General features: G+C 39.5%; 4 protein-coding genes. All 4 read left to right on the top strand.

The window, feature by feature from the left end; all coding sequences use genetic code 11:
* The first annotated feature begins 128 nt into the window (after nucleotides 1-128).
* Nucleotides 129-815: a phosphoribosylformylglycinamidine synthase subunit PurQ gene (purQ, locus tag BGL89_RS19925; protein ID WP_286827269.1), complete on the top strand. Its 687-nt coding sequence runs from the start codon at nucleotides 129-131 to the stop codon at nucleotides 813-815.
* Between the two features lie 271 nt (nucleotides 816-1,086).
* Nucleotides 1,087-2,013, top strand: coding sequence for a CDF family zinc efflux transporter Cdf31 (gene cdf31 / locus BGL89_RS19920; protein WP_286827268.1), 927 nt, complete (start codon nucleotides 1,087-1,089; stop codon nucleotides 2,011-2,013).
* A 46-nt stretch (nucleotides 2,014-2,059) separates the two neighbouring features.
* Complete coding sequence (rfbB, locus tag BGL89_RS19915) at nucleotides 2,060-3,136, top strand: dTDP-glucose 4,6-dehydratase (protein ID WP_286827267.1); 1,077 nt, start codon at nucleotides 2,060-2,062, stop codon at nucleotides 3,134-3,136.
* Between the two features lie 195 nt (nucleotides 3,137-3,331).
* Nucleotides 3,332-4,441 carry a transglutaminase domain-containing protein gene (locus BGL89_RS19910; protein WP_286827265.1) on the top strand — a complete coding sequence of 370 codons (1,110 nt, stop codon included), beginning with the start codon at nucleotides 3,332-3,334 and terminating at the stop codon, nucleotides 4,439-4,441.
* Nucleotides 4,442-4,486 lie beyond the last annotated feature (45 nt).

The following is a 4,486-nucleotide window of genomic DNA, read 5'->3' as shown; positions in this document are numbered from 1 at the left end:
AGCATTTTAGCATATATTTCGTAAATGTGTTAATATTTAACAGTAAAGCCGTCGTAGAACGACGGGGTTTCAGACCCAAAATTTTCGATGAGAGCTTTTTGCAAAATGAATTAACCAAGTTAAAAATTATGAAGTTTGGGATTATTGTTTTCCCTGGATCGAATTGCGATCGAGATGTGGCAACGGTGACGGAGGGGATTTTTCGGCAACCTACCCGCTATGTTTGGCATCAAGAGACGGAGCTATCGGATTTGGATGTGATCGTGGTGCCGGGGGGATTTAGTTACGGCGATTATTTGCGCTGTGGTGCGATCGCTCGGTTTTCGCCAGCGATGAAAACTGTCCGAGAAGAAGCTGAAAAAGGTAAATTAGTTTTAGGCATCTGTAACGGTTTTCAGGTATTAACGGAAATTGGGCTGCTACCCGGTGCGTTAATTCGTAATCGCGATTTACATTTTATCTGCGATCGAGTGCCGGTAAAAGTGGAAAATAATCAATCTGTCTGGACGCGAGGTTATCAACCGCAACAGGTGCTTAATTTGCCGATTGCCCACGGGGAAGGGCGTTATTATGCCGCAGAAGATACGTTAAAATCTCTGGAGGATAACGGACAAATTCTCTTTCGTTACTGTACTGCCACAGGAGAGGCAAATGAGTCAGGGAATCCTAACGGATCGTTAAATAATATTGCAGGAATTACCAATAAAGCCAGAAATGTGCTAGGAATGATGCCTCATCCCGAACGCGCTGCCGATCCGCTGCTCAATTTGACCGATGGGAGTCTGTTATTTGAGGAGATAATCAATTGTTGTTGACTAGACCTCTTGTAAAAATCAAAAATTTTTGTTAGGGTCAGTAGTCAGTAGTCAGTAGTCAGGAGAATTAAAAATGAATGATAATCAATTAAATGGTCTATTTACATACTTTAGGCAATTTAATCCTTATTTTTGCCGTTTTTAAACCCTCAAATAGTTGGGTTTTTGGGTTTTTGGGGTTTTAGTTGAAATTTCCCTGATAACTGATAACTGATAACTGATAACTGATAACTGATAACTGATAACTGATAGCTAAAAAACTGATAATCCTGTGGCTGTTTTAAGAGATAATCGGGCTACCGTCCAAAAGGTTCTCTGGATCACCCTGATGCTGAACATTTTGGTTATGGCGATCAAAGCGTGGGTGGGTTTGAGAATTGGTGCTTTAAGTCTGCAAGCGGATGCTCTCCATAGTGTCACCGATAGTGCGAATAATGTCTTGGGATTGGTAGCGATGCGGTTTTCCTCTCCCTATCCCGATCGAGATCATCCTTACGGACATCTGAAATACGAAGCGATCGGAGCTTTAGCGATCGCCGCCTTTTTGGGGATTGCCTGTTTTGAAATTTTGCAAGGGGCGATCATGCGTATTATCAAAGGAGGCAAACCGATCGAGATTGCCGGTCCTGAGTTATGGCTATTAATTATCGTTTTAGGGGTGAATATTTTTGTTACTTATTATGAAAGATCGGTGGGGCAGCGTGTCGGTAGTGCGATTTTGATTGCCGATGCTCGTCATACCATGAGTGATGTGTGGGTGACAATTACGGTTTTATTGGGTTTAGTGGGGGTTTGGGTGGGTAATACGGCTAATATTCCCCAATTACAATGGTTAGATGCGATTTTGTCCTTTCCCGTCGCTTTTTTGGTGTTTAGCAGTGGTTGGAAAGTCCTGATGGAGAATTTACCTTTGTTAGTGGATGAAATGGCGATCGCTCCTGAAGTGATTCATCAAATTGTGATGGAGGTGCCGGGGGTGCTTAATTGTCATGCGATCGCATCTCGGGGAGTGGTGGGAAGACAGGTATTTATAGAAATGCACCTAGTTGTCTCCGCTCAAGATGTGGAAACTGCTCACGCAATCACGGAAGCGGTAGAAGCAAGATTAACCCAACAATTTAGCCCTGTGAGAATTTTAATTCACGTTGAACCGCCGGATTATCGTTCCGATCAGATCACTTTTGATGAAGAAGTGTGAAGCAAAAAGGACTAAAATAAGTAGCAAACTTTTGCTAGAGGTGGCCATGACGACAGAAAATCAAGCTAGAAGCATAGTAATTACTGGTGGAGCAGGATTTATCGGCTCGAATTTTGTTCATCATTGGTGCGAGAATTATCATGAGGATCGTGTAATTGTTCTTGATGCTCTTACCTACGCGGGCAATTTGAATAATTTAGCGACACTGAAAGATAGAAAGAATTTCCGTTTTCTGCAAGGGGATATCTGCGATCGAGCTTTAGTTGATGAATTATTTGCTGGTGAAAATATCGATACAGTTGCCCATTTTGCCGCCGAATCCCATGTGGATCGATCGATTCTTGGACCTGGGGCTTTTGTGCAAACTAATGTGGTGGGAACTTTTACTCTATTAGAAAGTTTTCGGCAACATTGGTTAAGTAATCATCAACCCGATAACTATCGTTTTCTGCACGTTTCCACCGATGAGGTTTATGGCAGTTTAGGAGTAGATGATCTGGCTTTTACCGAAACTACTCCCTATGCTCCTAATAGTCCCTATTCTGCCTCAAAAGCGGGGAGTGATCATCTAGCGAGAGCTTATTTTCATACCTACGGAATGCCAACAATTATTACTAATTGCTCTAATAATTATGGTTCCTATCATTTTCCCGAAAAGTTAATTCCTTTGATGTGTATTAATATTCTTTTGGGTAAACCTTTGCCCGTTTATGGTGATGGTCAAAATGTTCGAGATTGGTTATATGTGCGGGATCATTGTCAAGCTTTAGATACAGTTATTAATCAAGGAAAAGCTGGAGAAACCTATAATATTGGCGGAAATAATGAAGTAAAAAATATTGATTTAGTCAGGATGTTATGTGAGTTAATGAATGAATTAGCTCCCGATTTACCCGTGAAACCTGCTCAGAATTTAATTACTTTTGTCAAGGACCGCCCTGGACACGATCGCCGGTATGCTATTGATGCTAGTAAAATTCGCACTGAATTAGGTTGGCAACCTCAAGAAACGGTAGAGGGGGGATTAAGAAAAACCATTCAATGGTATCTCGATCATCGGGATTGGTGGCAACCTTTGTTATCCAAAGAATATCAAGAGTATTATGGGAAAGTTTACGGTTAGATAAGGGTAAAAACTTTAATCTTAATTTTGGGTGTGTTAGCCAAAACTAACACACTTATTACTTTAGCTAGATTAATATTTTAATTGTCAGTGATTAAGATCACAGAAAAATCTCAAAAAAATAGTTAGGTTTGAGAGATAATAGGAGCAGATCAGGCTAAGACTGGTAATCTTGACTTTTTATTAGCAGCAACTATGGCTTATAAAAGAAATTATCGCCGCCGTAAGAATCGGCAATCGGGAAGGACAATTCCAGGGATTTTCATCTTTTTAGTTTTAATGTCCGTTGGGATGGCATTTAAAAACCAAAGTTCTCAACTGCTCAGGAATTTTCAATCATTTAAACCAGCCAATAACTTAATTTATAATACTAATAATCTGCAACTTTCTCAGCCAATTATTCCTGGGAATAATCACCAAGTTAGACAGGGAAATTATCAAAATATTGATCGTCTAGCTCGCAGCATCAATTACCAAGGAAATTCTCTATCAGAATTAGCAACAATTCTATCTAAATATGCCAAAACAGAAGCAGAAAAAGCCCGCATTATTTACGTTTGGATTACCCATAATATTACCTACGATGTGGCAAGTTTTTTAAGGGGTAATTACGGTGATGCGAGTCCTTATGTGGTTCTCAAAAATCGTTTTGCTGTCTGTTCAGGGTATGCCAATCTTTATCAAGCTTTAGCAGAAAAAATGGGATTAAAATCAGCAGTTGTTATCGGTTATGCTAAAGGATTCGGCTATCTAGTGGGCAATGCTAGTGATGCTAACCATGCTTGGAATACTGTCAGAATTAATAATGCTTGGTATCTAATTGATGCAACTTGGGGTGCGGGAGTAGTCAATAACAATCAATTTCAACGGCAATTTAATCCTCATTATTTTGCTACTCCACCCGCACAATTAATTTATAGTCATTTCCCCGAACAAACTCAGTGGCAATTATTACCGAAAGTTTATAGAAAACAACAATTTGATTCTTGGCCGATTGTGACATCACAATTTTTTCGAGATGGCATAAAATTAGTCAATCACAATAGTTATAATATCCAGTCTTCAGGAATAACAGAAGTTATTTTACAAGTTCCTCCTCACACCCAGATTTCTGCTCAATTGCAGCAAAATAATTTACCTATCAATAGCCATTTACCATTAATTCAAAGAGTCAATGGACAAGCAACAATTAAAGTTTCCTTTCCCCAAGCTGGAAGTTATGATTTGATGGTTTTCTCTAAAAATAAATCCGATAAAAAGGTTCTTCGGTTTGTCTTATGCAACGGACAGCATTATAAGAGATGAAACCCTTATCAAGAAAAACATTTGGCGATTTTTGTCAATTGTTTT

Source organism: Microcystis sp. LSC13-02, from assembly GCA_002282935.1.
In the GTDB taxonomy this organism is placed as follows: domain Bacteria; phylum Cyanobacteriota; class Cyanobacteriia; order Cyanobacteriales; family Microcystaceae; genus Microcystis.
This window is presented reverse-complemented; position numbering and strand designations above follow the sequence as displayed.